Source organism: Endozoicomonas ascidiicola, assembly GCF_001646945.1.
In the GTDB taxonomy this organism is placed as follows: domain Bacteria; phylum Pseudomonadota; class Gammaproteobacteria; order Pseudomonadales; family Endozoicomonadaceae; genus Endozoicomonas; species Endozoicomonas ascidiicola.
The window spans coordinates 452,802-477,477 of the sequence record NZ_LUTV01000006.1; the positions used below are offsets into that span (position 1 = coordinate 452,802).

Annotated in this window: 22 protein-coding genes; 9 read left to right on the forward strand and 13 right to left on the reverse strand. The window is 46.7% G+C overall.

Going from position 1 to position 24,676, the window contains the following annotated elements:
* Positions 1–43: 43 nt before the first annotated feature.
* Positions 44–802 (forward strand): sulfite exporter TauE/SafE family protein, encoded by a 759-nt coding sequence (locus AKL11_RS18885; protein ID WP_067520364.1) that lies wholly within the window; start codon positions 44–46, stop codon positions 800–802.
* Positions 803–1,155: 353 nt separating this feature from the next.
* Here the strand turns inward: AKL11_RS18885 and pepN are convergent, their stop codons facing one another.
* Genes pepN through AKL11_RS18910 form a run of 5 tightly spaced genes read right to left on the reverse strand, consistent with a single transcriptional unit; the run spans position 1,156 to position 6,824 of the window.
* Positions 1,156–3,792 carry an aminopeptidase N gene (gene pepN, locus AKL11_RS18890; RefSeq protein ID WP_067520366.1) on the reverse strand — a complete coding sequence of 879 codons (2,637 nt, stop codon included), beginning with the start codon at positions 3,790–3,792 and terminating at the stop codon, positions 1,156–1,158.
* A 37-nt stretch (positions 3,793–3,829) separates the two neighbouring features.
* The gene (locus AKL11_RS18895) at positions 3,830–4,708 is read right to left on the reverse strand and encodes a DUF2797 domain-containing protein (RefSeq protein WP_253705256.1); all 879 of its coding nucleotides are present in this window, start codon (positions 4,706–4,708) and stop codon (positions 3,830–3,832) included.
* Positions 4,709–4,735: 27 nt separating this feature from the next.
* Complete coding sequence (locus tag AKL11_RS18900; protein WP_067520368.1) at positions 4,736–5,008, reverse strand: DUF1315 family protein; 273 nt, start codon at positions 5,006–5,008, stop codon at positions 4,736–4,738.
* A gap of 12 nt (positions 5,009–5,020) precedes the next feature.
* The gene (locus tag AKL11_RS18905) at positions 5,021–5,896 is read right to left on the reverse strand and encodes a rhomboid family intramembrane serine protease (RefSeq protein WP_067520370.1); all 876 of its coding nucleotides are present in this window, start codon (positions 5,894–5,896) and stop codon (positions 5,021–5,023) included.
* 43 nt (positions 5,897–5,939) lie between these two features.
* Complete coding sequence (locus tag AKL11_RS18910; RefSeq protein ID WP_067520372.1) at positions 5,940–6,824, reverse strand: NAD(+) kinase; 885 nt, start codon at positions 6,822–6,824, stop codon at positions 5,940–5,942.
* A gap of 42 nt (positions 6,825–6,866) precedes the next feature.
* On the opposite strand from AKL11_RS18910, the gene AKL11_RS18915 reads away from it, so the two are divergent.
* The 4 genes from AKL11_RS18915 (at position 6,867) to AKL11_RS18930 (ending at position 11,145) form a co-directional block, all read left to right on the forward strand.
* On the forward strand, positions 6,867–7,877 hold the full coding sequence (locus AKL11_RS18915; RefSeq protein ID WP_067520374.1) for a DUF1853 family protein: 1,011 nt from the start codon (positions 6,867–6,869) through the stop codon (positions 7,875–7,877).
* A 68-nt stretch (positions 7,878–7,945) separates the two neighbouring features.
* Positions 7,946–9,067, forward strand: a complete 1,122-nt coding sequence (locus AKL11_RS18920) for a hypothetical protein (RefSeq protein WP_067520376.1) — start codon at positions 7,946–7,948, stop codon at positions 9,065–9,067.
* A gap of 156 nt (positions 9,068–9,223) precedes the next feature.
* Positions 9,224–10,477 carry an ISL3 family transposase gene (locus tag AKL11_RS18925; protein ID WP_067520378.1) on the forward strand — a complete coding sequence of 418 codons (1,254 nt, stop codon included), beginning with the start codon at positions 9,224–9,226 and terminating at the stop codon, positions 10,475–10,477.
* A 92-nt stretch (positions 10,478–10,569) separates the two neighbouring features.
* The gene (locus AKL11_RS18930; protein ID WP_095210537.1) at positions 10,570–11,145 is read left to right on the forward strand and encodes a PhnA domain-containing protein; all 576 of its coding nucleotides are present in this window, start codon (positions 10,570–10,572) and stop codon (positions 11,143–11,145) included.
* A 69-nt stretch (positions 11,146–11,214) separates the two neighbouring features.
* Here the strand turns inward: AKL11_RS18930 and aceK are convergent, their stop codons facing one another.
* The 6 genes from aceK to AKL11_RS18960 all read right to left on the reverse strand — a co-directional run bounded on the left by aceK (position 11,215) and on the right by AKL11_RS18960 (position 17,600).
* On the reverse strand, positions 11,215–13,002 hold the full coding sequence (gene aceK, locus AKL11_RS18935) for a bifunctional isocitrate dehydrogenase kinase/phosphatase (protein ID WP_067520383.1): 1,788 nt from the start codon (positions 13,000–13,002) through the stop codon (positions 11,215–11,217).
* 18 nt (positions 13,003–13,020) lie between these two features.
* Positions 13,021–13,974: a 1-aminocyclopropane-1-carboxylate deaminase/D-cysteine desulfhydrase gene (locus AKL11_RS18940; RefSeq protein WP_067520386.1), complete on the reverse strand. Its 954-nt coding sequence runs from the start codon at positions 13,972–13,974 to the stop codon at positions 13,021–13,023.
* A gap of 30 nt (positions 13,975–14,004) precedes the next feature.
* Positions 14,005–14,667 carry a thioredoxin domain-containing protein gene (locus tag AKL11_RS25725; protein WP_172807330.1) on the reverse strand — a complete coding sequence of 221 codons (663 nt, stop codon included), beginning with the start codon at positions 14,665–14,667 and terminating at the stop codon, positions 14,005–14,007.
* Entirely contained in the window at positions 14,615–14,899 is a 285-nt protein-coding gene (locus AKL11_RS18950; RefSeq protein WP_067520390.1) for a redoxin domain-containing protein, read from the reverse strand. Before AKL11_RS18950 ends, AKL11_RS25725 begins: the two co-directional genes overlap by 53 nt.
* Positions 14,900–15,031: 132 nt before the next feature.
* Positions 15,032–16,117, reverse strand: a complete 1,086-nt coding sequence (locus AKL11_RS18955) for an IS630 family transposase (RefSeq protein WP_067520392.1) — start codon at positions 16,115–16,117, stop codon at positions 15,032–15,034.
* A 448-nt stretch (positions 16,118–16,565) separates the two neighbouring features.
* Complete coding sequence (locus AKL11_RS18960; protein ID WP_157673665.1) at positions 16,566–17,600, reverse strand: redoxin domain-containing protein; 1,035 nt, start codon at positions 17,598–17,600, stop codon at positions 16,566–16,568.
* Positions 17,601–17,789: 189 nt separating this feature from the next.
* Here AKL11_RS18960 and AKL11_RS18965 point away from each other — a divergent pair, with 189 nt between their 5' ends.
* From AKL11_RS18965 to AKL11_RS18980, 4 genes are all read left to right on the forward strand, one after another.
* Positions 17,790–18,500, forward strand: coding sequence for an epoxyqueuosine reductase QueH (locus tag AKL11_RS18965; protein WP_095210523.1), 711 nt, complete (start codon positions 17,790–17,792; stop codon positions 18,498–18,500).
* 74 nt (positions 18,501–18,574) lie between these two features.
* Positions 18,575–18,820 carry a hypothetical protein gene (locus tag AKL11_RS18970; RefSeq protein WP_157674211.1) on the forward strand — a complete coding sequence of 82 codons (246 nt, stop codon included), beginning with the start codon at positions 18,575–18,577 and terminating at the stop codon, positions 18,818–18,820.
* Between the two features lie 3 nt (positions 18,821–18,823).
* Complete coding sequence (locus AKL11_RS18975) at positions 18,824–20,290, forward strand: sodium:solute symporter family protein (protein ID WP_067520399.1); 1,467 nt, start codon at positions 18,824–18,826, stop codon at positions 20,288–20,290.
* 48 nt (positions 20,291–20,338) lie between these two features.
* A complete protein-coding gene (locus AKL11_RS18980) occupies positions 20,339–21,586 on the forward strand; it encodes an MFS transporter (protein WP_067520401.1) in 1,248 nt (415 codons plus the stop codon).
* 257 nt (positions 21,587–21,843) lie between these two features.
* On the opposite strand, the gene tatA is transcribed toward AKL11_RS18980, so the two are convergent.
* Entirely contained in the window at positions 21,844–22,014 is a 171-nt protein-coding gene (gene tatA / locus AKL11_RS24750) for a twin-arginine translocase TatA/TatE family subunit (RefSeq protein ID WP_095210524.1), read from the reverse strand.
* A gap of 154 nt (positions 22,015–22,168) precedes the next feature.
* Positions 22,169–24,250: a PhoX family protein gene (locus AKL11_RS18985; protein ID WP_067520404.1), complete on the reverse strand. Its 2,082-nt coding sequence runs from the start codon at positions 24,248–24,250 to the stop codon at positions 22,169–22,171.
* Positions 24,251–24,676: the final 426 nt, after the last annotated feature.

Sequence of the window (24,676 nt, forward strand, 5' to 3'; positions counted from 1 at the left end):
TGATCGACATAACAAATTGCCTAAAGGGATAACAATCGGGCCTATGGAAGTCACTCTACTCTCTTCAATCACGCTTATTGTGCTTGGCCTTTTCGCCGGCGCCATCAACACCCTTGCCGGCGGCGGTTCAAATCTGACGCTTCCTGCCTTGATGATCATGGGAATGCCAGCAGATATTGCCAATGCCAGCAATCGCGTCGGTATTTTTCTACAAAGCCTGACGGGTGCTATCGGTTTCAAAAAGCACAATCGCCTGGAAACCACAGAAATCATGCCCATGATGGTTCCAACGCTGCTCGGCGGCATTGCCGGAGCACTCACCGCATCTTACAGTCCGGAGTCTTTACTGAAGCCGATGCTTTTGGGCGTGATGATCATCATGAGCCTGATTATGGTGATACGCCCGGCAATGATTGTTCCAGATATAGGCTCCATCCCATTAAAAGTGTCTGAATCAAAAAAAGGATGGACTGGTCTTGTCATTGCTGGATTTTATGGCGGTTTTGTTCAGGCGGGTGTTGGTTTTATTCTTCTTGCCGCTGTCTGTGGAGTGCTTCGATATGACCTAGTGCGGGGAAATGCGCTTAAGTTGGTTTGCACACTGGCGTTCACTACAATGGCTCTGATTGTATTCATTGCCCGGGGGCAGGTTGATTGGATTCCTGCTCTGATTCTTTCCATTGGTTTTATTATTGGCGCCCATCTTTCAGTCAAATTTGCGATCACGGCAAAATCTGAAACCTTAAAACAGATTCTTCTGATCATGACGCTTGTCGGTTGTGGTGTCGCCCTATTATTTTAAGGCGGATGTCATAACTGGACTGAGCTAAACCCTCAGACCTCCTCTGCTAAACAGAGCATAGAGCCTGAGGGTTACTAAGGGAAGCTGCGGTTAAAAATATACCACCGTCATCCCCGCGCAGGCGGGGATCCAAGGCTCGCAATGGATTCCCGCCTGCGAGGTTGTCGCAAAAGCCCTGGTTCCCATGCTTTGCGTGGGAACCCATACTTCTAACCCTTTGAAAATTCGAGAGTATGCATTCCCACGCAAAGCATGGGAACGAGATGTTTGGAGTTTCGCGACAGCCTCCTGCGCGGGAATGACGGATGACTGGTAATTTCTACAATGCAACTTCCCTAAAAATAAGAGAAATTTTAAATACTCTTATTAACCACTTCATACACATCTGCAGAAAGCCCTTCAGAGTTCTTGATACGCTCCAACTGCACTTTCATTCGTTCCTGAGCTGCAGGCTCAAACTTACGCCAGCGGGTTAATGGCGTCAGAAGGCGGGAAGCAATCTGTGGATTTTTCTTATCCAAATCCAGCAACTGATCCGCAAGGAAGGCATAACCAGAACCATCAACCGCATGAAACTGCTTCATATTGCTGGCAAAGCCACCCAATACAGAACGAAGTTTGTTCGGGCTGGAAGCATCAAACACCTCATGCTGCATTAACGACAACACATGCGACAAACTACCCATCGCTGGGCTTGCCGCCTGAACGGACAACCATTGATCCATTACGTTAGTATCATCTTGATAGCGCTTGAGGAAATCATCCAGCACTTCATCCATCAACTCACGATCTTGATGGCCAGCATTGATCACACAGGACAGGGCAGCAAACCGGTCGGTCATATTGGTCGCGCCGTGATACTGCTGCTCTGCCAGCGCTAACGTTCCCTTTTCATCCAGAGCTGTGAGATAACCCAGACAGATGTTTTTCAGTGTACGCTCAGCAATATCTTCCGCTGCCGGACGATAGGGTTTGGTGCTGCTCAATGAACGCCAAACGGCTTCCAATTCCCCTTGATGGGCTTGCGCAATCGCGTGCTTTACCTGCTGTCTTGCTCGATGAATAAATTGCGGATAAACAACAGCCGCCTGTTGTGCCAAAGAGGCTTCTGATGGCAACACCAGCATCTCTGCCTTAACAGCCAAATCCAGAGATTCGTCGTGAATGACCGAGCCAAAAGCGGTGATCAATCGTGCATCCGGTGCAACGTCGTTACCGGCGACCATGGCAGCCACCATTTCTTCAATCACACTGGTCGCCAGGCGCTGACTGGCATCCCAGCGATTGAAGTGATCACTGTCGTTTTCCATCAAGAACAACAGGTCATCACGGGAATAATCAAACGCCACGCGAACCGGCGCCGAAAAACCTCTCAGGATAGAAGGCAATGGACGCTCTTCAATATTCTCAAACGTGAATACTTCCTTCGCCTGCTTCACATCCAGAACCAGGCTGGTGTCCCCTTCTGCATTCAATGGCAGATCTTCACCTTCACCATCCAACAGTCCAATTCGCACCGGGATATGGAAAGGTTCTTTTTTATCCTGACCTGGTGTCGCCGGGCAGCTTTGCTCAATAATCAGCTGATATTGATGGGTGTCTTCATTGTATTCATCGTTGACAGTCAACACCGGTGTGCCCGCCTGATTGTACCAGTTGCGGAACTGACCAAGGTCTCTCCCGGAAGCGTCTTCCATGGCCTTAACAAAATCTTCACAAGTGGCAGCCTGACCGTCATGACGGTCAAAGTATAAATCAGAGCCTTTGCGGAAATCTTCGGCACCGAGAATGCCATGAATCATCCGCACCACTTCTGCCCCTTTTTCATAAATGGTCACGGTGTAGAAGTTGGAAATTTCAATAAACGACTCAGGACGTATTGGATGCGCCATAGGGCCAGCATCTTCAGCAAACTGAGCAGTTCTCAGAACATTAACGTCTTCAATACGTTTAACTCCGCGGGAATTCATGTCCGCTGAGAATTCGGAGTCACGGAATACCGTAAAGCCTTCTTTCAGGCTCAACTGGAACCAGTCGCGACAGGTCACCCGGTTGCCGGACCAGTTGTGAAAATATTCGTGGGCAACAATAGCTTCAACCCGTTGGAAACGACCATCCGTTGCAGTTTCCGGACTGGCCAGAACCGCAGCAGAGTTGAAGATATTCAGCCCCTTGTTTTCCATGGCTCCCATGTTGAAGTGATCAACCGCCACAATCATAAAGATATCCAGATCGTATTCACGACCATAGACGTTTTCATCCCACTTCATGGATTTTTTCAGAGAAACCATGGCGTGGTCGCATTGATCAATATTATGGGCCTCGGTAAAGATGCGCAGTGTCACTTCCCGACCACTCATGGTGGTAAAATGGTCTTCCACACACTGCAGATCACCCGCTACCAGGGCAAACAGGTAGCTCGGTTTTTTGAAGGGATCTTCCCAACGAACCCAGTGACGGCCATTTTCCAGCTCGCCCCGATCAATATCATTGCCGTTGGAAAGCAGAATCGGGTACACGGATTTATCTGCAATCACTTTTGTGGTGAAGAGAGACATCACATCCGGGCGATCCAGATAGTACGTTATCTTCCGAAAGCCTTCTGCTTCACACTGAGTGCAGAACATGCCATTGGATTTATACAATCCTTCCAGTGACGTGTTTTCCTGAGGCTTTATTTTACATACGGTTTTCAGGAAAAACTGTTCCCCAGGAACGGTGACTTTCAGAACACCTGAGTCCCCTTGATAGTCCGTCCAGGGCTGGTTATCAATCTCGACAGAGAGCAGTTCAAGATCGTCACCCACCAATTCCAACACCGGCAGGCTGCCGTTAGCGATTTTTTTATCCTGATTCCTGACAACCGTGAGCACTGAGCTAACGGTGGCATAATCTTCATACAGATCAAAGGTGAGGTCAGTACGTTCTATCCAATAGTCTGGCGCTTGATAATCTTTAAGAAAAATCGCTTTTGGCTGCGCTTCTTTCATTGTATTTATTCCTTAGCTTTATGGTGCTTAACCATGTTCAGCCGACAGAAACTGTCACCTGATAGGCGGTGTGCTTACGCATATTGATGACGCCAGTATCCAGGATAAGGTACTGGCCCTTTATGCCGTGAAGAATACCTTCAATTAACGGCTTCTTATCAAATGACTGGGATGTCACTTTTACCGGGTAGTGCTCCACAGGGTAATCAATTTCGATCACTGCAGGCTTACTGGCTTCTCCGGCCATGTCACCCAGCATGGGCTGAATGGCCTGCAAACCAAACTGCTCTTGCAGCGCTTTGATCCGGCTACCGTTCATATCCAGCAATTCAATGGCATGCTGCTGCAAATCCAAAGGCTCCGCAGGACCTTTCAGCATAGCCCGCCAATTGGTTCTGTCATTGATAAACTCTTTAAAAATCGTTTCAATCAAGCCAGACTGCTGTCGCGTAGCCACACGAATAAACGGCATTGCCTGAACAGCGCCCTGATCAATCCAGCGCGTTGGAATCTGAGTTCCCCGGGTGATGCCGACTTTCAAGCCGGAAGAGTTGGCCAGATAGACCACGTGATCCGTCATACAAAACTTGTCGCCCCACTCAGAATCACGACAGGTGCCTTCAAAGTAGTGACACTTTTCCGGACTCATAATGCAGGTGTCGCACTGAGGTAACTTACGGAAACAAGGATAGCAAAATCCCTGACTGAAACTTTTCTTGGTTTTACGACCGCAGTGACAGCAGAAGATCTCTCCCAGATATTCCATGGAGAGCTTTTGCCCAATAAGTGCATTCAGAGGGAGCAACTGGTCTCCCACCGGCAAGGAATAATTAACCGTATTTTTCTGTCCTTCAGCGCCAGGGATCAGCTCTGAAGTCATTTTACTCAGGGTTCCGGTAAGGGTTGTTTCGGACACGTTCTATCTCTGAATGGCTAAATAAAATCAGGCGTCTTGAAAACGCAGAATGGAAGCTTCTTCTGCCTCTATTTTGTCATCATGCTTTTTACCCGAAGAGCCACACTTGGCCGGCATATAACCAATGCGCTCAGATTCTGGTAAATGCTGATATTCATAAACAATCACCGCCTGCAGGCTGGCATCCCGTTCTTCCTGCGTCATGGTGCGACCATCGGGCCACTTGCCCAGCTCCAGTGATTGCCTGAGAGACTGATGAATGGCAGGGTTCATTTTTTCAAGAAAAGCGTCTAACTGCATACACTTATATCCCTAAGCTTGATGTTCTTTAGATTTGAATAAAAAACCAGCAACCAGACCCAGCAGGCCACCCGCAACCAAACCACCCGTGTGTGCGGCGTTGGCCATATTGCCAAAGCCAATACTGCCAAGAATACCGGTATAACCAATGACCAGCCAGCCTAACATAAGCCCGTAATAAAGCGGCGGCAGACCAAATCGCCAGGCAGAATCAATCTTTTCACGAACCATGCAATAACCCATCAGGCCATAAACGACACCGGAAAACCCGCCAAAAATCGTGTTATCGCCGCCCCAGAAAAATTGGGCGACATTGGACAGAAAGCCGGTAAATACAATAATACCCAAAAGGTGTAATCCGCCCTGACGAACCTCCAGGCGGCTGCCAAAGATATACAGCGTCAGCATATTAAACGCCAGGTGACTGATACCAAAATGGAGGAAGATCGGCGTGATCAATCGCCAGTATTCTCCCTGTTCCAGCCCCATGGTTAAACTGCCAAAGTAAAGATAGCCCTGCCCTACCTGAAAAGGTACAAAGGAGAACCAACTGATGGTCTGCCAGTCTGTGCCCATCTGGGTAATGATGCCCACCAGCACGCAAGCCACAATAAACAGAAAGGTAATCGGCAGTTGCTTCCAGGGAATATTTCGGAATATTTGCCCCGCGTTCACTCCCACTCTTGGTGGTGCCGATGCCAGTTTCAATTCACCGGATTGCCACTGTTCATAAATACTGACAACCACCCGGGAATGTTCTTCACTCGCGGTCCAGATGACTTGCTGACCCGATTCTTCAGTAATTTTATGGGGAATCCCCCGACTATAAAGGAAGAAAGAGAGATCACTCAGATCAACCGTTCCGCCAATTTCCAGCGCTCTGTGCATGGTCAAACAGTTTCCTTAAACGAGTAATAGCAGAGTGCTGTTGTCAGCATCGATCTTCCTGATAGTTCCAGCGTAATTTTGAACGACAGGATTCATAAAAATTATGATTTAACGGATGAAGTAGCTTCAACCGCTGGGATTTTTTATGGATAGTGATTTCATCCCCTGGCGCGGAGGTAATATGAATCTGACCATCACAACTAACCTGAGGATAAATGCTGTTCTCTTCCCGAATCACCAGTTTCAGCTCGCTATCGCCATCCACCACCAATGGGCGGTTGGTGAGCATATGCGGATACATGGGCACCAGTACAATGGCATCCAGCCTTGGATGCATAATTGGACCACCACCAGAAAGCGCATAAGCGGTTGAGCCAGTAGGCGTGGCAATGATTAACCCGTCCGCCCGTTGTTTATAGACAAACTGCCCATCAATATAGAGTTCAAACTCAATAATCCGGGTGGATTTACCAGGGTGCAAAACCACATCGTTAAGTGCATCACCCTGCCCAATTACCTTACCTTTGCGCCGCACCCTGGCTTCTAAAAGGAAGCGGCTTTCCGCCAGATAACGACCTTCCAGTACTTCCGTCAGCTGGTCATCCAGCTCATCCGGAGAAATATCCGTGAGAAAACCCAGTCGGCCACGATTAATGCCAATCACCGGAATATCATAAGCGGCCAGATCTCGAGCGGCGCCCAACATACTGCCATCGCCACCCACCACAATCACCAAGTCACACTGTTTACCCATTTCTTCACGGCTAACCATGGGAAATACGTGGCCGGGAATCAGACTATCCAGTTGCTGATCCAATAGTACGTTAACGCCGCGTTTCTGGAGAAAATCGGCCAGATGCCTCAGGGTATCCTCCACATGGATACGTCCCTGACGACCGGTGACCCCGACATTTTTAAAATGTTCCATAAACTCAGTGATGCCGCCTTATGAGATGCGTTAGTATACTTTATGCATGAATTTTCACACCAAATCCTAAAGCATACTCTACACCAGGCGCTGCATTGGATACAAAGCGCCCCGCCGATCTTTTGCAGTGATGCTCACCCACTGTGTGTTGACCATGTCTTACCCGGCAATCTTTCGCTGTTGACCCCAACCGAAAAGCAGCTTGAGAAGCTGGCATCACAAGTACAAAATAAAAGTAATCCTTTGCTGGGTATTTTATATGAGACTCTATGGCAGTTCCTTGTGGATGAACTATCAGAGACTGAGCTGCTGGCTCATAATCTTCAGGTTTATTCCAGCGATAGATTGAAGACTATTGGAGAATTCGACCTGCTCTATCAACATCATCAGCGAACCGTTCACAGGGAATTAGCAGTAAAGTTTTATCTGGGTTTGCCCTGTAATAACGGCAGCCTTTCAGGTTCCAACTGGTCAAACTGGGTAGGGCCTGGACTTAGGGATCGCCTTGATATAAAGATGCACAGGCTTATCCATCATCAAATATCTCTCAGTAACTCTACTGAAGGCAGAGCAACGCTGGCTGCCAAAAACATAAAGAGTAGTAATATAAGAAGAGAGCTACTGATTCAGGGAAGGCTATTTTACCCACTTGCATCAGAAACTTTTCAGAACACAACGACTAGAAACAGCCAGACATCTCATAGTCTTATCTTCTATCAACAGCCCGATCACCTTTCTGCAGCCCTATGCCCACCACCGCAACATTGCCGACCGGATCACCTAAGAGGATACTGGATGACTCTCGGTCAGATGGAAGACCAACAGGCCTTATTTCGGGATAGTCATTTCCAGCTTCTTAGTAAATATCAGTGGTTGAGTAGCGAAGCAGAAAATACTCAGCACCGCTATAAGGACATCCAGAATCAACTGGCAGGCCTGCAACGACCAATATACCTTCGAGCTTCCCACCCTGAATCCAGCCTTCCCGTAGACTTATTCATTGTCCCTGATGATTGGCCTGAACGTGCTATCCAATACGCTGGGGACGATTGAACTAATTCAAAAAGATTCTGTCCAACAAGATACAATCATTTCATTGTTGAAGTTTGGAAGTTTGTTAGATGGCAAATGAAATCCCCAAAAAAACCGTCGATAACGTCTTTACAACAGACGCCATGATAGGTGCTTGTTCTTCAGCCACTAGAAATCGTAATGCCAACATGAACGGCTCAAAACTAGCCCCTGTTTCAATAAAAAATACAGATCGCTTAGGAGACGTTGATTCAAGCCCTTCCAAGAAAAATACGCCTGTTCACAAAAGATTAGCTGTAAACTTTCAAGGTTTGGCACTCGTAGATAAGCAGAATAGAGCGCTTGCCGATGTAACTACGCTAATTCAATCCATTAAAAGGCAATTTCCTGAAGGGGAGCTGCCTTCTGTTCGACAATGCGTTCTAGACTGGAATGGCAGAGATGTTACGTCCACTTATTCTGCGATAAATTTAGAGCTATCCTTCTCATTAAGTGCATGTAGGAATCCCCGGGAAAATGAAACCGCTAATGACACAAGCTTTATTGATAGTTTGATCTCATCCGGTGTTCTGATCCCTGTTGATCAACCAGAACGCCATCGGGGCAAAAAAGGGCCAGAATATCAGCACTTCACCCATGTAAAGCTCTCTGCTGAAGACCTTGTGATACTAAAACTAAAACTGCCAGAACTTTGCCATGATCAAACACCTCCAGCATGGATAAGTTCGGTTTACCATAAGTGCCCTAAACAAACATTCAATGATGAATGCTCCGATTCATCTCCAACGGATACTGTGATAGAAGAAACGGATAAGCAGAGTTTTGAGATATCTGACCTATCTACTCAATTACAGAAAGATAACTATTTAGATAACACATTCAAATTTCTTTTTTCGTCCCAAAGAAAAGAAACCGACACCACCAAAGCTGGAACACTGGAAATATTGAATAATTTTTTGAAACGTCCCAGCAAATACTTGCTCAGGTATTCTTTTAGAGACAGCACAAACCAGATTGAACCAAAAACACAGACTTTTATCATTGAAACAAGTCCATTTCATCGTGTTTTTGCGTTTTCTGATGTGCCGAGCTTACTGGATAATGACATTACTCGTTTTGATAGTGCTAAAACACTCATTACAACTATTTTTGACAACAGCTTTGATGATACTCAGGAGTCTTTCGAACTGCACATCACCAAAAACGAGTAACAGTAGCCACGGTTCCATACAACCGGGTATTTATAAATAGGGCTCTTCAGGGGTATCTGTGGGTAAAAATGAGCTAATTTGAAGAAAAAAGCACCAGCGATCGATTTCTGATAGATTTTTTTGTTTGCAGACAAAAAACAATAAGAAACGTCGCTGATGCTGATAAAAACTATCCTCAATAAAGTTCATAAACTCAAGTCATTTGTTTATCAGGATGTAAAACTCGGCTTCCATCAAGGCTCTGAAGTCTTCGATGTGACAGTCGTTCCCCGCAAGAATGGTCACGCTATCTGTTCAGGCTGCCACAACCCAGCACCGGGTTACGATCGCCTTGCTGAACGACGCTTCGAGTTTGTTCCTCTCTGGGGAATCAGAGTTTTCCTGATTTACAGAATGCGCCGCGTTCAATGTAAGACATGTGGCGTAAAGGTTGAGCAGGTTCCATGGGCAGAAGGTAAAAAAGAACTGACCAAAGTGTACATGCAGTTTCTCGCAGGCTGGGCTCGAAAACTCTCCTGGAAGGAAGTTGCCAAGACGTTTAATACTTCATGGGAGAAGGTATTTCATTCAGTCGAGTACATTGTTGAATGGGGCAAAGCCCATCGGGTGCTCGATAATATTGAGGCCATAGGTGTTGACGAAGTGGCGTATCAGCTGGGGCATAAATACCTGACAGTGGTTTATCAGATTGATCGGGAGTGTACACGACTACTGTKGGTTGGCGAGGAACGCACAGAAGCCACTATCCGYCAGTTTTTSACGTTTTTGGGTGCAGAGCGTTGCCAGCGATTAAAGTATGTTTGCTCTGATATGTGGAAGCCTTATGTGAAGGCTATTGCGGAATTTGCGGGGCAAGCTCTGCATATTCTTGATCGTTTTCACATCGTGGCGATGTTAAATAAAGCCATCGATGAAGTCAGGGCTTCGGAGCACAAACAGCTTCAGGCTGACGGTTATGAGCCTGTTTTGAAAAAGTCTCGCTGGTGCCTTCTGAAGCGGAAAGAGAACCTGACTGAGAAAGAAGAAGTCAAGTTAAGCACAGTGCTGCAATACAACCTCAAAAGTGTCAGAGCGTACCTGCTTAAGGAAGAGTTTCAGGTGTTCTGGGATTACGTGTCGTCACATTGGGCTGGAAAATATCTGGATCGTTGGTGTAAAAGAGTGATGCGATCAAAGTTAGAACCGATGAAGAAGGTTGCCAAAACAGTTCGACGACACAGACCACTTATCCTGAATTGGTTCAGAGCTAAAAAGGCGTATTCAAGCGGTATAGTTGAGGGKCTGAACACCAAGATAAAACTCACTACGAGAAAATCTTACGGYTTCAGAACCTACAGATGCGCGGAAATTGCGTTATACCATGCACTTGGCAAGCTACCTGAACCAGAAATTGCCCACAGATTTTACTGACTAGGCATAAATAGTAGAGCCCACACTTGGCGTTTGAAAAGAATGGAGGCATACTGCCCGCTCCATTTTTGCAAGACCCCTTCTTCCCAGATATGAGCACTCTCCAAGCACTGTTATCCCGCAGCAATTCCCATTGTGAGCTTTGCAGTTCTACAACGGATTTATCCGTGTTACCTGTTCCTCCAAAAAGCGATGATACCAACGCCGACCGTTGTATCGTGACCTGCCAGTTCTGTAAAGAACAAATAAACCAAACAGATACATTGGATGCTAACCACTGGCGCTGCCTGAACGACAGCATGTGGAGTCAAGTGCCTGCGGTACAGGTAATGGCATGGCGAATGCTGAACCGACTGTCTTCTACTGAAACCTGGGCCCAGGATCTTCTGGATATGATGTACCTGGATGATGAAACCCGTGAATGGGCTGAATCCGGCATGGCTTCTGAAGAGTCTGATACTCCCACGCTGGATAGCAATGGTAGTGTTTTAAGTGCCGGCGATACGGTCACTCTGATCAAAGACCTTGCCGTTAAAGGTGCTGGCTTTACCGCAAAACGCGGCACAGCCGTTCGTGGTATATCACTGACCGGCAACCCTGAACAAATCGAAGGCCGGGTGAATGGCGTAAGAATCGTGCTTTTGACTAAATACTTGAAAAAATCTTGATTGATTAGAAGCTGTTGATCATCGTTTGCAGCTCGCAGAAAGATTGTGAACAGCTTCTTAGAGCCTGTCTTATACGACAGGCTCCTCTATCTTCTGCCCCCGTACCGAAGGCGTTGCACTTCTTGGCTCCCTTTTCAACTTCAATGTCGGGCTGTAAGGTAAGACATCCATGACATTACCATGGTTGATCTGATCCTGAATGCTGCGCCAATAGCTTGCCGTAAACAAATCACCATGCAGCCTTGCAAAACGCGTTCGAATCTGCACATCTGGAAAAAGAAAGACCGGAAACTCTTCAGGAAATATATCGCCAGGAGAAACAGAATACCAAGGCTCGGCAGCCATCTCCTGTTCGGGATAAAGGGGCTCGGGAATATTCCGGAAGTTACACTCTGTCAGATAAATAATCTCATCGTAGTCATAGAAAACTACACGACCATGACGGGTTACCCCAAAGTTTTTCAGCAACATATCTCCAGGGAAGATATTGGCCGCCGCCAATTGCTTGATTGCCCGACCATATTCGTTCAACACTGCCTGAAGGGATTCTTCATCGCCATTTTTCAGCACCTGATCCACATAAATATTCAGAGGAATCATACGACGCTCAGTGTATAAATGCCGAATCAGTACTTTCTCGCCATAAACAATAACCGTCGAAGGAGCGACTGCCTGCAACTCTTCCAGTAACTCCTCACTAAAACGATCCTTGGGTAAAATCAGATTTGAAAATTCCTGAGTATCTGCCATACGCCCAACCCGGTCATGGGTCTTTACCAGATAATAACGATCTTTCACCATGGTTTTACTGATGTCTTTAGGCGGAGCAAAGTGATCCTTAATCACTTTAAATACCATATTCAGGGATGGCAGGGTGAAAACCGACATCACCATCCCCTTCACCCCGGGAGCGATCACAAATTGATCGTCAGAGCTCTGCAAGTGCTCCAGAAAATCCCGATAGAAGACACTCTTACCATGTTTAAAAAAACCTATGGAGCTGTAGAGCTCCGCTCTGTTTTTTTCAGGAATCAGGGATTGCAGGAACTCAACACACTCCGAGGGAATGCGCGCGTCCACCAAAAAATAAGAACGGGTAAAACTGAACAATACACTGACACAGTCGTTTTGACAGAGCAGAGCATCAACAAAAAGGCCACCGCGTTCATTATTCAGCACCGCTAAAACGAAGGGCTGCAGCTCATCACCAGAAACCATACGACCAATGAGATACGCCGCTTTATTCCGATAAAACACCCATTTCAGAACATCCACTCGAACATTGTCTTTTTTCACCCATTCCGGTTGCTGCTTTTGCAACGCATGGATGATATTGCAAATATCCCGACGGTGGTATTCCCATGGGCGCTCAAACGCAAAATCATCCAGCATTCGACCAACCAGGTTCACCAGCCCGCTTTCGAGATAATAAGAACGGTAAATTCCTCTGGGGCTGTGTACTTTGAAACCATCAAATTCTGACTGAATGAAACAGTGACCGGGGTTCACTGCTTCACCTTTAAATACTTTTCGGTACACCGAGTTGTAAAAAGTCTCGGCAAGTTCCGGATCAGTGCGATATGAAATCAAATCCAGATAAGCGTCATGAACATCCTGCCAATAGCCACTGTTCTGCAAATAACTCTTATCTACTGCATCTTCCAGCGCATCCATCACATTGGTAATGGCGAGGTAATATAAATTAATGCGGTCCGAGGCGGCGTGCTGGGCAACACTCCAGTCCGCCTGAAGAAAACGATCGCGGGCGCCGAGGGTGATATCAGTAAACTGGGTACGATAATCACTAAACCCTTCAAGAATGATTCTTGCAATCTGCCGGGCGATGGACGTATTCATGATAAAACCATTATTGTTTTAATGCATATTGAAACCGCGACGCCCCTGAAGCCCCCCCGTATGCACCACCAGCAAACGTTTATTCCGATATGGCTCAGTATTCTCGACACTATCGAGTACTGAGCGATAGAGGGCAAACATCAACTTACCGGTATATACAGGGTCCAGAAGAATTCCCGTTTCCTGCTCAAAAGACCGAATAAAAGCAAGCAGCTCTTTCGAAGTATGAGCGTACCCGCCATGATGATAATCCGTCAACAGTGTCCAATTATCTAACGAGTTTTTAGTAAAATGGTGAATATCATTTTTAAGAAAATCTGCGCCTTTCAATACAGCAACACCCATGACCCGGGTGCCGGGTAACCTGTCGTTTGCTGCCAGCGCGACACCGGACAGCGTGGCACCGGTACCGCAGGCGAGCCAGACTTCATCATAATGATTGGACGGAATCTGACTGGCCGACAAGATCTCCTGACACCCCATAACACCCAATGAATTACTGCCACCCTCAGGCACGATATAGACATCCTCTTTACGCAGTCCAAACCGTGATAACAGCTGTTGAATAAATTCAGGATCATTCTTATTGCGATAGTCACTGCGAGAAAGAAATCGAAGTGTCATTCCCCAGCCGGCGGCATCCGTAAGCATCGATGATAAATGACCATGTTCTTCTATAGGTTCGCCGCGGATGACACCGATAGTGGAGAGACCGAAACGATGCCCAGCTGCCGCCAGCGCATGAATATGATTGGACCATGCGCCACCAAAACTGAGGATCGTTGCTTTCTCTTGCACCTTTGCCGCGCTCAGATTGTGCTTCAACTTATACCATTTATTACCGCTGACCAGAGGGTCCAGTTGATCAAGCCGTAGCATGTCCAGCCGAACACCCGCATCATGCAGCCAGTCAGTAGACACTGGCTCCAAAGGAACCGGTTGATTCAATGTATCAAGATATTCAGTATTCATTCTTATTGGTCGGTTTATATATAAACGCACTTAGTCAGGATCACAAACCCGTGCCTCCGGACACCATGGCCCACAGGGTGCAATCTCAGCACAGGTGTGAGCACCATGGGTTTCACAGGCATCATATGTGGTAAACACACTGCATTCAAAGCAGCTTGTGCCATCCCAGCTGCACTGATGACAAGGGCTGACAAAACTGTTCGGGCCACAGTTTTCAAGATCTCCCCCTTTTATATGGTCTTTCTGCAGTTTACGAAAAAAAGGCACCCATCTCAGATAATCCGGATAGCCCGAATTGCTGGATGGCAATGTTTGAATGCGCAAGCTGCCATAAAAATTTTTGCCCTGATCATCGGTTATATCCGGATTCAGAATTAAATCATTACCCCTTACCCAGCCGGCGCCAGTCACAACCTTACTCTTATTTGTATTCACTGTGATCAGTGCATCCAGTAAACGCTGGATCTCATCCAAATTACGACCCACTTCCATAGGGTAAGTCATCGTTGCCTCTATTCTTTTACTGTCATTATTAATGACAAAAACGGCACGTATCGTGTAATTCTCTCTTGATGTCCGGCCATTGCCTATACTCTCGTCTGCCGCCAGCATTCCATATAGCTTCGATACAATCAGATTTTCATCCGCGATCACTGGAAACGTTACCGATGCTTCCAGCCACGGCGGCAACATCTTTCAACCAATATTGATGAGAGTGCACTGAATCTGCACTCAGCCCAATAACATTTATCCCTTTTCGCCGAAAGTCTCCGATTTTCTTCTGAACCTCGGCCAGTTCCGTGGTGCACACTGGCGTATAATCATGGGGGTGAGAAAACAGAAAGGTGTACAAGCCGCCCTCCCGATTAATCCACTCATAAAAACCAATGGCTTCACCTGTTGCCTGTTGAGAGGTGAGCTTCAAAATCTGGCGCCGTGTCACCAATATTTAATGAAGAAGCAAACAATGACTGTGTAAACAGCAACAACAGCACTGTATAAACAGTGCGCTTTCCTGAAGAACAATATAAACGACCGAGAAAGAAGGAGAGCATTGCTAGTGTAGTGCGCCGTTCTTTTTGCTGCTTAAGCGGCAATTAGCTCGAACTACCTTCTCCAGTATGTCATTAGCCTTGGCTGTCCATATAAACGGCTTGGGCTTCTCGTTATGTTTTTCGATATATTCCTCTATTGCCTCCACAAGCTCTGGAACACTTTTGAATACCYCTCGACGTAAACGCTGTGTGGTTAAATCTCGGAAAAACCTCTCAACAATGTTCATCCATGAAGCTGATGTCGGTGTAAAGTGAACGTGGAATCGCGGGTGCTTTTCCAGCCACTCTTTTACCTTCGGATGTTTATGAGTTGCGTAGTTATCACAGATAAGATGTAAAGACTTATCTTTTGGGGTTTCCCGATCAATCTGTTTCAAAAACTTCAGCCACTCTGCATGAGTATGCTTTTGCTGGCATTGACCAATAATATTTCCTGTAAGTACGTTCAGTGCTGCAAACAAGGTAGTTGTCCCATGTCGTTTGTAATCATGAGTCATTGTCGCAGCACGTCCCTKTTTCAGAGGTAAGCCCGGCTGTGTGCGATCAAGTGCCTGAACCTGACTTYTTTCATCACAGCACAACACTAGGGCATGTTCTRGAGGAGTCAGATAGAGTCCWACGATATCCTCAAGCTTTTCCACAAACTTTGGATCACGAGAAACTTTGAATGTCTTTTCCAGGTGAGGCTTAAGGCCATGGGCTTTCCATATGCGACGCACGCTTGTCGCACTAATGCCAGCGGCTTCAGCCATAGAGCGAGTGCTCCAGTGAGTAGCATTATCCGGCTTTGTTTGAGTGGTCAAACGAACGATTTCCGTAGCATTAATCTGTTTGTTACGACCACCACGAGGAAGGTCTTTCTCTATTCCCCGAAAACCTTCAGCTACATAACGAACTCGCCAACGGCTTACTTGTCCCCGTTCGATATTTAWTGCTTCCGCAATTTCAAGATTGGTTTTTCCAWCTGCAKCCAAAAGAATAATWTTAGAACGACGGGCAATGCGTACAGAGCTTTTATTTGACGACGATAGACGTTTTAGTAGTTTTTGTTCCTGTTCACTCAGGCTTATCTTGGCTGCGACTCTCATAGATAGTATCCGTCCTTAGNCATAGCACCCAAGATGAACTGGTGAAGAATGTCAAAGCCTTCTGCGTGCAGATTAACCAAAAACCAGTCGAGTTAGCCGACAGACTCCATACCAAAACGTCTCTTGACGAGGAGGAAGAGGTGCTCAGAAAACCGGTTAAGCCAAAACCAAAATAAAACCGATGGTTTCAAGTGAGTTTTGGTTTAGTAGTTTTTGTTCCTGTTCACTCAGGCTTATCTTGGCTGCGACTCTCATAGATAGTATCCGTCCTTAGATGCTCTTACCTATAATGGCACAGCGAGATTATTTATGTTGTATTAAATGCAGCTCACTACACTAGACACCTCGAGCCCTTGTTTGGAACAAGGGCCTGACTGCAGATTATTCCAACGCTATTGATACCATCCAAATGCTCACAAAACCAGTAGCTTTAGTGAGGTCAACAGATCTAGTTAGGCTCACAGATCGGATATATCGGACACCATGGATTACATGCCTGGGCTTGACCACATTTATGGCCATTATGTTGCTCACAACTATCCCATGTGGTGAAAGCACTGCACCAGAAACACTGCGAGCCATCATACGAACACTGGTGGCACGGTGGAATAAATGTATCCTTACCGCAACCATTGGCATCAGATAATTGAAGATCTCTCTCTTGACTGCAATCAGGATAAGGAATGAATCGTAAATAGTTTGCATACCCTGCACTGGCAGAAGGCAAGTTCTGAATATCCAGAGTATCAAACCACCCTCTGGCTTCTTCATCAGATACTTGAGGGTTAACAGTCAGCTTTTCTCCCTGCACCCAATCAGCAGCAGTGGCTACTTTTTTCCCGGATGTTAATACAACCGTCAGCGCATCAATTAGTCGATTGAGTTCATCGAAACTACGCCCAACTTCCATGGGATAATTAATGGTCGCTTCAATTTTCTGATCCAGATTGTTGATAACAAACACGCTTCTGACCGTATAGTTTTCGTTTGCGGTTCTTTGCTCTCCTGCTTGCGCATCCGCTGGGAGCATACCGTACATTTTCGAGATTGAAAGATCCTCGTCAGCAATCAATGGATAACTGATTGACTGCACATTGGCATAGGCAGCCACATCCTTCAGCCATAACTGCTGAGAAGCCACGGAATCAGCACTTAAACCGATAACGTTCACCCCCTTGCGGCGAAACTCTGCAGCCTTATTTTCCAGTGCAGCCAGCTCTGTTGTACAAACAGGGGTAAAGCTATGAGGGTGAGAGAGCAACAACGTTAAACCACCACCTTCTTTTTTTATCCACTCATGAAAAGAGACCGTTTCACCGGTAGACAAGTGGGCCTGAAAATCCGGGGCCTTATCACCAATACTTAACATTGAGGCATGTGCCCCGGTTATAGAAGAGAGCAACAACATGACACCGACCAACCAGGAGCAACTCATCCATAGCCTTCGATAGTTCCCATTTTCAAAACTTCTGCAAACAGTCATAACAGCCACCTTTCGTGTTTGGGTTATCTGCGATATCGCATATTGAACTTTGAAATTGTGGAACTGCAAAATCGCCATCGAAGTATAGTTCAAAATTATTGGCACCAATGGATTCCCTGCCCCAGTGTTCAGACATCATCTACACTCAATGCTGTTTATTATCTAACCGACTAAAAAGGAGCTCTGGAGATGAGCAATCCCCTCTCTCTGGATCAATACCAGCGCCCCCTGCTATCTCTACCAGATGACGCTGAATCGGTGCTGCTGCATTCCTGTTGCGCACCCTGTGCTGGAGAAGTGATCGAAGCCATCAAGGCATCTGGAATTCATCAGACAGTGTTCTTCTACAATCCAAATATTCACCCGCTGGAAGAGTACGAACTCCGCAAGGATGAAAACAAACGACAGTGCAACAAACTATCCATTCCGTTTATTGATGCGGATTACGACACCGAGAACTGGTTTCAACGCACCCGTGGTCTTGAGAATGAGCCAGAGCGAGGCCAACGTTGTACCGTTTGTTTTGATATGCGCTTTGAAAGAACTGCGCTGTATGCCCATGAACATGACTTTTCGGTGATATCCAGCACGTTGGGCATTTCACGCTGGAAGGATATGAACCAGATCAATGACTGCGGTATTCGCTCCGCCAGCCATTATCCCGGCATTCAGTACTGGACCTATAACTGGCGCAAACAAGGGGGCAGTCAGAGGATGATCGAGATTTCCAAGCAAGAAGCCTTCTATCAACAAGAGTATTGTGGGTGTGTCTACAGCTTGCGGGATACCAACCGCTATCGGCTTTCCAACGGTCGCCCCCGTATTAAACGGTTGGTGAAATTCTATGGCCAGCAGGCCAACACAGATGACAATGAAAATATCATCGCCAAGACAACTTGATGAGGTTTATCTCAACCTGACTCAATATGGAACTATCGTTTAAAAAATAGTCATACTCCATAATGTTTGTTGATATGCAGCGCAGAGTCCTTAAAACCATGCCCCATAAAATCAGGAAGATACTGTTACTTCTGCTACCCATTTTGCTCATTATCTCCGTACCCTGGTACAGAGATACGGATGCCAACACTGATGCCTCACAGCAATCAGGCATGCCGGATTGGGCGCTCATTGCCATTCTGTGCTATCTGGCTCTTTCCATCATCAGCGCGAGCATATGGCTATTCTTTCCTCCAGAAAGTAGCAGAGACGATATCTAAGTTATGTCACCCGTTACCTACAGCCTGCTCGCAATTGCCCTGTATCTTTTATTACTGATACCCGCTTGCGTGAAAGCCAATCGATGTAACGTCAACAATACTGCGTCTGAACATTATCTTGCTGACCGGTCTCTGGGCTTTTTGGTTCTTCTTTTAACCATCTATGCCACCACCATCAGCGGCAATATTCTGGGTTTGAGTGGTCAAGCCTATAAAGCAGGGTATCTATGGGTCATTTATTCCGGAATGGCCGCTGGTATTACCACCGCCTTTCACTGGCTGGTCCCCAAACTCAGGCCACTGAGCATTAAACATCAATTTGTGACGCCCGGTGACTGGGTGCGATTTCGCTTTGGTGAGCAGGAAAATACACTGAGAATCTTGGTAACTGTCGTATTAATTGCCGCACTGGGCAACTATCTTTTTGCTCAATTAAAGGCAGCCGGTGAAATCGTTGCCGTTATGACGGAAAACACAATTTCTTATGAAACCGGTGTTATCAGCTTTACTTTGATCATCTTTGCCTACGATGTGTTAGGTGGCCTGAGAGCCGTTGCCTGGACCGACATGATTCAGGGATTGATTATGATTATCGGGTTTTCCCTGCTCGGTATTTGGATTATCGACTCATCCGGTGGACTGGATAATCTGGCAGCCAACATTAACCAGTTTCGGCCTGAAAGTACTTCTATTCCTACACCCGATAAAATGACCAAATGGTTCAGCCTTATCATCATGACCGGGCTAGCCATCACTATTTATCCTCAGACCCTGCAACGCATCTTTGCTGCCTCATCCGATCAATCTCTTTATCGCGCCTTGGCAGCCCTTGGCATTTTGTCATTTCTTACCAGCTTGGTGGCACTGTTAACTGGCTGGTCTGCCATCGCTCTTTTTCCCTTTGAAAGTGCTCTCAGTGCTGACCAGGTATTGCCAAGATTACTGGAACACTGGGGAACCAGCAGCATCTGGAACCGGGTTGCATCGGTACTGGTGCTGCTGGCGATTCTGGCCGCCATCATGTCCACAGCGGACTCAGTTTTACTGTCCCTTGTGTCGATCATTCGGCGAGATTTGAAGACAACACCTCAACACACAGGGCTTTTTTACGACAAAATCCTCACCGCGTTTCTAATGATTATGGTTACCCTGCTAGCCCTGAATCGTGACATTACTCTCTGGAGACTACTGGAGCTAAAGCTGGAAATTCTGGTTCAGTGCGTGCCGGTATTTTTTATCGCCCTACACTGGCGACACGTGTCTTCAAAGTCGATACTGATTGGGCTATGTGCAGGCTTACTGACGTTAACCTGGCTGCTGGCTCATGGTTACCAATCGCTGCAGGGCATCAGCTCTGGCTTGGTGGCCCTGGGTGTGAACATCAGCCTGGTAATCCTCTGTCATATATTCACTGTGAGACTAAAGCCGATCAAACAGCAAACACCCACCACTGACAATGCCCTTGATTGATTTTTTACGCTGAATCCGATTTTCACTTTATAGATCAGGCTACAAGCTATGATGCGATTTGTTGCCCCGCTTTCTGGTATGTTCATTTTTGCCTTGGCCAGTGGTTACCTGACCACACTGATCCCACTGCGAATCAACGCCAACAGTGGTGATGATTTTCTGGCCGGCTTAATGGGCACCGCCTATTATCTTGGCCTGCTGGCAGGGTCTTTTCGCTCCGAAAGCATTGTTGCCGCCATTGGCCACATTCGTTCCTTTGCTCTGTTTATGTCTGTGCTTTGCGCTACCGTGCTGAGCTTGGCATTGTCGGAACACACAGCCAGCTGGTTAGTTCTGCGGTTTTTAAATGGTATGGCGGTGGCTGGCATTTTTGTCGTGGTGGAATCCTGGCTGCTCTGTGAAAGCAACGCTAACAACCGTGGTCGTGTTTTATCCTTCTACATGGTGTCACTCTACGGTGCTAACGCCATTGGTCAATTATTTGTCGGGGTTCTGGATAGCAGTAGTCTAACGCCGTTTATTCTCATTGGTATTCTGCTTTCGTTGTCCATCTTACCACCAGCCATTAATCGTATTCCTACACCAGAAATTGAACAGGCATCGACACTGGGTTTTAGAAAACTGTTCCAATTAACGCCCTCCGGCGTGCTCGGGTGTTTCGCGGGCGGGCTGGTGCTCGGCGGGCTTTATTCTTTGCTTCCTATCTATCTGGTCAAACAAAGTGGCAGCGATGACTATCGGGTAGCACTCTTTCTTGCCATCACGATGCTGGGCGGAATGGCACTACAGTTTCCCGTGGGTTATTTGTCCGACATTATTGATCGGAGAAAGGTGCTCGTCGCCGTGATGTTGCTCGGCTGTCTGACTTGCTTCTGCCTGATTATGACGCCAGATAACAGTTGGCTAAACATCCCTTTACTCTTCCTGTTTGGTGGTGCCACTTTCACACTATATCCACTGGCAATCAGCCATGGCTGCGATCACATGCACCCGGATGATATTGTTGCCGGAACTCAGGGATTGCTGTTGGCATACAGCCTTGGAGCCTGTATCGGCCCTGTTATGGCATCACTTTCCATGGATTATATTCCTGACGGCTTAATGGCCTATTTCATCGTCACTCTGGGAATGACAGGCGTCTTCTTTCTGGCCAGAATGCCATACCGTCCTGTTATTTATTCCAGCGAAGAACAGCCCTTTGTGCCCGTTACCAGAACAACACCCGTCATCGCACAGATTGATCCCCGCTCAGAAATAGAGGAAGCTACAGAAGCAATGAATAAACAAACGACTTGAGTCTTTTAGAAATAAAAAACCCCTGCCGAAGCAAGGGTTTCTAGCTGCCAAACAGCAATGGTCTTTTTATTGTTATTGGGTGGAGGTTATTCTTTTAACCCGGCGCTGACACTGAATCGTTCTTATTGTCCGCTATACCGGTTCGGCTTCCACTCAATCGACAACTGAATCTTACGTAGTTTCCGAAATAAATTAATTGATCCAGATCAATTTTTTTGTGACTAATCCGGATCAACACTTATTTCTATTCGCAAAAATCATTTTTCCCGGCTACGTAGAAGGTCATCTTCTTTTACAGACTGCCTAAAGCCCTTGATAGCGTTTCCAAGGTCTGAACCGAAACCTCGTAATCGCTTCGTGCCAAACACCAAAACAACCACCAATAGAATAATCAATAGCTGCCAGAAACTGACTCCACCAAGGTTCATAGACCCAAAGCATTTCAAGTTGCTACGCGGCGGCAAGTGAGCGAAGCCTTTAGGCCCTCGGGTCCCGTGAGCCTACAAATAGTAGGTGATCGGGGTGAGCGAGCGCAGCCAACAAAGTAGCGACTTGAAAGGCGACGGGTATAGACCATCTCCTTTAAAGACCAATCTCACCACCATCTTCACGTCGAATGACTACGGTGGCGGCACGAGGTCGTACAGACACACCTTGAGGCGTAGCTTCCGCAGCATTAGAAGAATAGGGCCAATTCCCAGGATGCTGAATATTAACGAAGAATGTCGTGTTATCAGCATTGAAGGCCAGTCCAGTGACTTCACAATCATTAGGCCCTACAAAAAAACGTTTAAGTTGATCCTGGTTACCTTCATTAATTACCGGAGAGTTACCTTCGGCCTGATTTAACTGGGTAGGAATAACAGCAAGCATCTGGTCATTGGTGTTATCTTCAACCTCATCCGCACCATTATCGGTCTGAACCCAGAGAATACCTCGTTTATCAAACACCAAACCATCTGGGCTAGCCAGTTCATTAGTAGAGTTCAAACCTGAAAGGTTTATTTCTGCATCGCCATTAGCAGGCGAACCAAACAGAAAGAACTCCCAGTCAAACGTGGTGGCATCACTGCGTTCCGTCCAACGAATAATATGACCAAACCGGTTATTCGCTCTCGGATTGGCAACATTGGTATCGTTATCAGAATCGGAGTCGTCGTCATCACGTCGGGTGTTATTGGTCAACGTGACATATACGGCACCATTTTTAGGGTCAACTGCCGTCCATTCGGGGCGATCCATGGGGGTCGCCCCCATCAGGTCGGCTGCGCCAGGAGCATTCAGTAGAATTTCAGCAAGCGTACCAAAACCATCAACATCGCCCAGACGACGATTATCTTCTGTTACACTCTCAGGTGTCAGCGCCAACCAGCTGCCTTCACCACCTTGTGAAAATCGAGCAACGTAGAGTGTGCCTTCATTCATATATTTAGCGCCTGTCGCCAATCTGTCAGATGGATCTGCATCCGCAGGATTCCAAAGTGCCTTCGACACAAATTTATAAATATATTCGAAACGGCCATCATGCCCTGAATAGAAAACCACTGGTTTTCCTGCTTCTACATTGCCAAACGAACAATCCTCATGGCGGAAGCGGCCCAAAGCTGTGCGCTTTACTGCCCGTGAAGCGGGGTTATAGGGATCAATTTCAACTATATATCCATGACCGTTTGCTTCATTGCGAAAATCATCATTGGCGTCGGTGCCGGATGGCGTGATATTGAAGCGCGAGAATTCTCCGGTAATACTGTCATCCGGTAGGGTGTGCCAACCATATCGGTTACCACGATTACTGATACCCATTCTTCGCTGTTCCGCCGTCCATTGTGATCTATTATCTGTCCGCACAAAGTAGCCCGGCCAGTTTTCTTCACAGGTGAGGTAAGTGCCCCAGGGCGTATGGCCATTACCACAATTATTGTTGGTTCCCCGGGCAATTTTCTTATTCCCCTGCTCTACCGTGTAACGGGTAACCAAAAAATCAAGATCACTGTCGGCAATAGGCCCGGCTATATCCATTTCGGTAGCCGACGTAAATCGCCTGTTCAGATTACTTCCAGCAACCACATCCCAGGTGTCGTTTACCAGCTTGATATGAACCACCGACACACCATGAGCGTTAATTTCTTTTCGAGCTTTTTCCCTCCGCTCATTATCCGTCGTGACAGGGGCGCTTGAGTGAAGCGCAGATGTGCTGATGTACTCATGATTAATGCACAACACGCCCTCATCAACACCATCCCCAATGGGGAAAAAATGCATTCCATCATGATGCATTCCCATGGCATTCAACTGATCAACCGAGGTATTCGACCCATCGTTTTTCCACGCATCTGCTGCATCATTCAGTGGCGTTCCCCAGGGAGCCAGAACGGTTGCTGTATAACCGGCAGGAACCACGATCGCATCCAGTTTTGCGCCGGGAATAGACTCAAAACCCAAGGTTAATGGGTCTTCAGAATTCGTTGCACCAGACGACGATGAACCGGTGTTGTCGTCACTTCTGCACGCCGTTAAACCAGTCCCTGCCAAGGCTGCAAACGCCGTCACCATCGCAGTGCGCTTAAGCACTGAACGACGACTAATCTCTGCCTCCAGTACTGACGACATGGGTTTATTCTTGCTTTTATTATAAATTGTCGGATCAAAGGTAAATTTGCTCATTGTCGTTTTTATGCCTCTGGTTGCCTTTGTGATTACTGCAAATCCAGAGTTATTACACGGGAAGACAATGACAGTAAGATTGCTCGTTTGTGACAGAATTTTGAAGATTTAACGATCAATTAGCTCATGGGGAATGACTTAACGAAAACAAATCAATTGAGCATAAAAAAACAACCCAATCACCCCATTCACTGTCTACACTCTAAAGTGCTAATCCTACAAAACGACTAAAGTCGTTTTTAAAGAGTAAAGGAGGCTGTCGCAATAGTTCTGATTCCCATGCTTTGAGGTTGTCACAAAACCCCATACTTCTCGTTCCCATGCTCCGAGGTTGTCGCAAAACCCCATACTTCTCGTTCCCATGCTTTGCGTGGGAATGCATAACTCTTAATTTTCAAAGAGATAGATGTATGGATTCCCACGCAA

What these genes read in the sequence shown, in the direction of transcription:
- AKL11_RS18885 (WP_067520364.1), top strand. Translation starts at nt 44, where the DNA reads ATGGAAGTCACTCTACTCTCTTCAATCACGCTTATTGTGCTTGGCCTT.
- pepN (WP_067520366.1), bottom strand. Translation starts at nt 3,792, where the DNA reads ATGAAAGAAGCGCAGCCAAAAGCGATTTTTCTTAAAGATTATCAAGCG.
- AKL11_RS18900 (WP_067520368.1), bottom strand. Translation starts at nt 5,008, where the DNA reads ATGCAGTTAGACGCTTTTCTTGAAAAAATGAACCCTGCCATTCATCAG.
- AKL11_RS18905 (WP_067520370.1), bottom strand. Translation starts at nt 5,896, where the DNA reads ATGCACAGAGCGCTGGAAATTGGCGGAACGGTTGATCTGAGTGATCTC.
- AKL11_RS18910 (WP_067520372.1), bottom strand. Translation starts at nt 6,824, where the DNA reads ATGGAACATTTTAAAAATGTCGGGGTCACCGGTCGTCAGGGACGTATC.
- AKL11_RS18915 (WP_067520374.1), top strand. Translation starts at nt 6,867, where the DNA reads ATGCATGAATTTTCACACCAAATCCTAAAGCATACTCTACACCAGGCG.
- AKL11_RS18920 (WP_067520376.1), top strand. Translation starts at nt 7,946, where the DNA reads ATGGCAAATGAAATCCCCAAAAAAACCGTCGATAACGTCTTTACAACA.
- AKL11_RS18930 (WP_095210537.1), top strand. Translation starts at nt 10,570, where the DNA reads ATGAGCACTCTCCAAGCACTGTTATCCCGCAGCAATTCCCATTGTGAG.
- aceK (WP_067520383.1), bottom strand. Translation starts at nt 13,002, where the DNA reads ATGAATACGTCCATCGCCCGGCAGATTGCAAGAATCATTCTTGAAGGG.
- AKL11_RS18940 (WP_067520386.1), bottom strand. Translation starts at nt 13,974, where the DNA reads ATGAATACTGAATATCTTGATACATTGAATCAACCGGTTCCTTTGGAG.
- AKL11_RS25725 (WP_172807330.1), bottom strand. Translation starts at nt 14,667, where the DNA reads ATGTTGCCGCCGTGGCTGGAAGCATCGGTAACGTTTCCAGTGATCGCG.
- AKL11_RS18960 (WP_157673665.1), bottom strand. Translation starts at nt 17,600, where the DNA reads ATGACTGTTTGCAGAAGTTTTGAAAATGGGAACTATCGAAGGCTATGG.
- AKL11_RS18965 (WP_095210523.1), top strand. Translation starts at nt 17,790, where the DNA reads ATGAGCAATCCCCTCTCTCTGGATCAATACCAGCGCCCCCTGCTATCT.
- AKL11_RS18970 (WP_157674211.1), top strand. Translation starts at nt 18,575, where the DNA reads ATGCAGCGCAGAGTCCTTAAAACCATGCCCCATAAAATCAGGAAGATA.
- AKL11_RS18975 (WP_067520399.1), top strand. Translation starts at nt 18,824, where the DNA reads ATGTCACCCGTTACCTACAGCCTGCTCGCAATTGCCCTGTATCTTTTA.
- AKL11_RS18980 (WP_067520401.1), top strand. Translation starts at nt 20,339, where the DNA reads ATGATGCGATTTGTTGCCCCGCTTTCTGGTATGTTCATTTTTGCCTTG.
- tatA (WP_095210524.1), bottom strand. Translation starts at nt 22,014, where the DNA reads ATGAACCTTGGTGGAGTCAGTTTCTGGCAGCTATTGATTATTCTATTG.
- AKL11_RS18985 (WP_067520404.1), bottom strand. Translation starts at nt 24,250, where the DNA reads ATGAGCAAATTTACCTTTGATCCGACAATTTATAATAAAAGCAAGAAT.